The sequence below is a fragment of the Acinetobacter rongchengensis genome, from assembly GCF_003611475.1.
Classification (GTDB): Bacteria; Pseudomonadota; Gammaproteobacteria; order Pseudomonadales; family Moraxellaceae; genus Acinetobacter; species Acinetobacter rongchengensis.
Map to the genome: position 1 here is coordinate 1 of NZ_RAXT01000094.1, position 5,889 is coordinate 5,889.

A 5,889-nucleotide genomic window follows, 5' to 3' on the forward strand; every position below is an offset into this window, starting at 1 on the left:
CGGTACAAAACTATTCGGCTCATACACATAGTGCTTTGTATAATCAGGGTTTTCTTGCTTTTGATTGCTTTGTATATTGCCTTGCTTTTGGTAAGACTCCCAAATCATCAAGTCACCATCCCAACCAAAGAGTGTCAGACTGTTCTCGCCATGATTTTTCTTATATAAACGACGTCCAAAAACATCATAACCATACTCAGTAATTTGACCATTATGATCACTTTGAATCAGACGGTTTAAATTATCCCAAGTCAGTTTTAATATTTCTCCAGCTTGACGGGTTTCAATCACATTACCCTGCGCATCGTACTGATAGTGTTTGCCTTGATAACTTTTAATCAAGTTATTTTTCACTGTAGATGTTTGCGTAGCCATCGGGTCAATCAAATTCCCAGCAGGGTCAAAAGTAAAACTTTCACTCTTATGTAAACTTTGGGTTTTAATCAAGCGGCCAATCGGGTCATATTGATAATTCAATCGACCTAAACGACTATCCTCAACTTGGGTCAAAAGATAATTTTTGTCGTATTGATAATGACGTTGCGCATGCAACTGCATTCTGTCTGTTGTTTCTTGTTCAGGCTGAATGACTTGTGAACTCAACAAACCAACATCGTTATAATGCTTGGTCTGTATTAAACCATTACTCAGCATACGAACCGTTTCACGATGTAAATCATCACGTTGAAATGCCACCATATCTTGCTGATTAAAGGCAATTCCATAAGTGTGCCCTGAACCATAGCTTAAATTCGTTTGCACTTGCCCATCAGGTCGGATGGTTTTACTCAGATTACCCAATTCATCATATTCATAATGCAACACTGCTGTGAGTGGCGTCAGTTGAGCTACTTTATAGTGCTGATGCTCTCTCATCAATTGCCCAAGCGCATTACGATAAAAATCAACCTGACTTTCGGCATTTTTTGCCTTACTCAACTGATAATTGAGGTTGTATTCAAATTCTTCCATTTGGCTATGTCGGGTCTGCAAATGGGTATATGTCTTGGAAGCAATTTGCCCATCGGCATGGTAGCCAAATTGCGTTAAAATATTCGATTGTCGGATTTGAAACAGTTGCCCATTGTCATTGTAGTGAAAATACTTTTCCTCACCATCAAAGGCTTGTTCACGCACCAACTGACCATAGCGGTTATAATCAAACTGGTACTCTGCATGGTTTTGGTTAATCAGTTTGAGAATACGACCTTGTTTATCCCATTGGTAGCCAATTTGATGCTTATTGGCATCAATCCGTTGCTGCAAAAGCCCAACCGTATTGTATTTATATTCAGTCACAAAACCTTTACTGTCGGTATGTCTAAGTAAACGTCCTTCTTCATCATGTTCAAATTGTTCTGTTAAACCATCAGGGTAAATGACTGCTTGTAACTGTCCTTTGTCTCTGCCTTGCGTACTATAAAGATATTTTACATTTTGGTTTTCCGCAGATTCTTGCGCTGTTAATGTTCCTTCTTCATCATATTGCCAAGCCGTATTTTTTCCTGAGCAATCCGTATAAGAAACCATTTGCCCCAAATCGTTATATTGAATTTTTTTAGAACCACCTTTGGCATCGGTCACTTCAACAATTTGGTGGTCGTTATTATATTTATATTGGGTTGTATGACCTAAAGGATTGATTTCTCTAATGACCAAACCATTGGCATCATATTCTTTTTTCCAAATATGTCCTTCTGGGTCTTTGGTTTCAGTTAAATTACCGTGCTCGTCATAAGCAAAGCGAACTACCCCGCCATTCGGCTGTATAATTTTAATCAGTTGATCTTGATCATTATAAATTTGTTCCGTTTCCAAGCCTGCAAAGTCTATTTGACGGGTAATGCGCTTTTGCCCATCTCGAGATAACCATGATTCACGACCATCGGCTAAACGAGTCCGATAAGTAAAACCATCTAAGTCAAAGTAATAATAGGTCGGCACATCATAGCTGTCATAGACCGCTACTTGTCTTAACCGTGGGTGCCATTCTAAACGGGTTTTAAAGCTCCCATCATCAGCCCATTCTGCAACCGCTTTGGCACTTGCTTCTATAGACTCATAGCGGATATTTTGCCCACGTCCTGTACGGTCGGTATATCGGGTGAGCTGATGCGCATCATTGTATTCATAACGACGTAAATGCCCATTTTGATCATAAGCTTTGGTTAAGTTGCCCTGTATATCATATTCATAACGTGCCAAAGGTTCAGGCTGATCATCAACAAAAGCTGCGATGATCTTGGCATGTTCATTAAAAGCAAACTTCACTACATGTTTGGCCCGTTTCATTTGGAAATCAATCGCTTGTAGATAAGCAAATTGTTCAAACAGCAGATAGCTTAAAATCACCTTTTCATTGGTTTTATCATTAAATTGTTGTACCAAGTGATAGTGCTTACCCGCATTAAAACTTTGAAAATGAAAATTCCAGTCCGTACCAAAGTTCAGTAACAAATCCCCATCTTCAAAAGGTTCTACCGTAAATCCCTCAAATGGAACAGTGTAAGTTTCATAAAAGATTGAAGAAGGTAATGTGTGTTTTCGACCTTTACCATCTATAAACAAATAGCCATTGTTCTTTTGGATGATCATATTAGAAAAAGGCATCATCCAACGTGCGCCAATCATGCTGTGATCAAACTCATTCATTTGCGAGTTATATTGACGACTAAAAACAAAATCCACTTTAGGCAAATAGAAATCGGCATGATTAACACGCTCTGCACCTATGGCATAGCTGATACTATGCTCAGTTTGAGCGTCAACACCATCACAAGGTGGCGCATTTAAAGCATCTGCCTGCAATGTGACAAACTCTAAAATATCACCATGAGTATGTTGCTCATACTCACCTGCGTGGTTCAGTGGCACACTTGCTCGAGCCTTATTGGCTTGTTTCTGAATCGCTTTCAATGTTTCCTGAATCAGCCACGCTAAACTGTATTGTGTTGCGGCATTGCTTTGTTGCTGAATCAATGTAGGCAATACTGCTATTGCTTTAACGGCGTTTTGTTGCAGCGAACCACTTGCAGCTGTGGTTTCTAGTTTCGGCTTCATATCTACTTGTGTATTCGCCATCACCAAATCAAGCAATGGCTTAGCCCAATTGCTAAATTGTTGGTTTGGATCTCGCTTTTCGGCGGTAGCTCCTGCTGTCGCTGAAACTGAGAGTCCACTGGTGATACTTGGCACAGCCAAAGCCTGTAAAATAGTGGTACCTAAACTGCTGGCACTGGACAATAGGCCTGATAATTTAAGCTGTGTTTCCTGTAAAAATTTTTCTAAATCACCCGCCATTTGTGCATTCAGGTGCAATGCCATGCGTCGAATATCCGCTTCTTTTACTTTGCCATCTTGAGCGTATAAACACTCCGCCATCAAACCCAACATTGGACGTAAAGCCATGCGTACGTGTGCTTCTGTACTGGGTTCTAAAAATAAGCCAATTAAATTCATACTCAGCAAAGCTGCTTGTTGTACGCCTGCTTGTGCCTTTTTTTGTTCTTCTGCAAATAAAATTAACTCTAAAACACTTCCTGATAATGCAAAAATATTGGCAACTGTCGGAACATTGGCACTATTTTGTAAATATTCCAAACTGGTATTGCCACAAACTTTTAAATAACGCTGGATTTGATGCGCAATAAATTTATGGTCTTCAGTATGCGTGACACTGGCCAAATTGAATACTGCCAATTCAACAGCAGGTTTCATGTTTTCATTGTTCGCAGCTTGTGTAGTCTCTGCTTGTGTAGTCATACTATTTTGTCTTGTATTATCTATAAATGTCATGTTTTAAACCTCAAGCTTATAATTTTTAATTTCAACCAAGTGGATAAATGTCTTATCCAAAAATAAACACCTCATACATCAAACCTGTTGTTCAACTACTTATCTCTGGCATGGTATATATCCTGCTCTTCTGACTGTGTTTTCCGAACGGTTACCTTGGTTGTTAAGTGACGTGACTCCTCAAGATCCATCCGAACAACATCTTTGCCCAGCTCAGACCTAGGTTTTGGTTGTGCTGTTGTTTGTGCAGAAACCGCAGGGCTAAATTTCGTAACACTTGGAGCTGGTACTCCAGTATTTTTTCGTGTTGTCACCGTATATGTTAAAAACCGTGAGGAATATTCATCTTTTTTAATAAAGTCATCTTGCATTTCAACAGGTGTATTCAATACCGCTTGATCCGATCTCAATGATTCTGTGATAAAGCCTTGATCTAGTCCTACTCCAACATCTGTTGCAGCCGTAAAATTAGCAACTAAACCCTTGGTTCTTTGTGCCAGCAATGCCGATGCTTGATCTTTAAAGAAATCTATACCTTGCTCTCTAATCGCTTGTACCGACTGAGCAGGATTGGCAATCATTTGCCCAATATTCATCATTTGTGAAGGAGATAAGTTCAAATTCAATGCATTCGATACAGCCCCCAACGCACTTTGAGTAAATTGCTCTTTAAATTGTCCCAACGTTTGATTGCCTAAATCCTTTAAGGCATTTTGTCCAAAATTCTCAAGTGAATTACGATCCAATGAAAACAAATTACTTTTGAGCTGAGACATCATATTTTGTCCCAATGAACTCGCAGCTTCCTGAACAAAACCTGAAGCGGCACCTAGCACATCTTCTGACCATGTATAGTTACGGTTAAAATGACTCGCTTGATCCCATGCACTACGTGGGTCCGTTTCGAATTCGACTTTAGCAGGACCAGGAGCAATACCTTTGACTTGTGCAAAACCATTGCCATCCAGTTGCCCTAAAACTTGTTTCCCTAACGAGTCAATCACTTTATAACCCGTCTCTTTAAAGTAATCTTGTCCACCATAACTTTTGAGTAAATCTAATGCACCTCTAAGTGGTTTTGACGAAGGTAATTGTGCGGATTGATGAACACTCGACCCAGTTTTAAACACATGCTGCCCACTTCGATGTTCCAACACATGACTGGTGATCAATCCAATCCCTGCATCATCTAATTTGATTTCTGAATTTCTACTCTTAATCGATATCCCATTCGGCGCACTAATCACAATCTGACCATCTACAGAACTGATTTGAATATCTTGCTTGGTTAAGATCTCCATCCCATTCGATTGTACGTGAATACTGAATTTGCCTTGGGCTGCAACCCACTTCACATCCTGTATTGCAAACATGCTCATCTTGTTTAAGGCATGCACAATATAATTATTCTGTGTACTCACATTGATGCTGTCGCCTGCATAATGATTCATCTGACCATTTGCAGACAGGTGAATATCTGATTGTGTGCTGAGTGCAATCCCATCAGGTGAGTTGAGAAGCAATAAGGCTTTGTTAAATTTGGCAATCTTGTGTTCTATCTGTTCTGCAAAGGCTTTGAGTTGTTCAATCGATTCTATTTCATCAGTTTGTTGGTTTTTGGCAAGATCACTCAGTGCTTTTGCGTTATTTTGGCTATTTTCAAGTTGTTGTTTGGCCTGTGTCGCATCAAGGTGGTCACCTTCAGCTCGGGGTTGTGGGTCGGTGCTGATCAGTAAGCCTTGCGCTGCTCTTAGTGCTCCCCAGTGTTCAGTTCGCAGTTCAAAGCCTTCGCCTCGGTTTTCACTTTCTGCTTGGGCTTTGGGATGGCTCAGTTGGCCGAGGTTGAGCTGGCTTGCGCCATGGCTGCTGTGCAGTTGGGTGCTGATTTGTCCTTTTGTATCGTCAAAGCGCAGTTGGTTGTAGCCTGTGCCTTGGTATTCTTTGCTTTTGATCCCTGCCAGTTTTTTGGTATCAGGCAGTTTGCCAAGGCTGTCGAATTGGGTCGGGTGGCGTTGTCCTTCGTGGATGCGTCCGCTGACAAAGGGCCGATCGATATCGCCTTCAAAGAAGTCGATCACCACGATTTCTCCAATC

The 5,889-nt window shown here is 40.6% G+C and carries 2 protein-coding genes; both read right to left on the bottom strand.

The features are described from left to right. The coding region (locus tag D7V20_RS18290) for a DUF6531 domain-containing protein (RefSeq protein WP_407923981.1) at nucleotides 1–3,795 on the bottom strand (3,795 nt) is incomplete at its 3' end. Between the two features lie 95 nt (nucleotides 3,796–3,890). Then, nucleotides 3,891–5,889, bottom strand: a 1,999-nt coding sequence (locus D7V20_RS18295) for a type VI secretion system Vgr family protein (RefSeq protein WP_147395810.1), incomplete at its 5' end; no start/stop codon positions are given.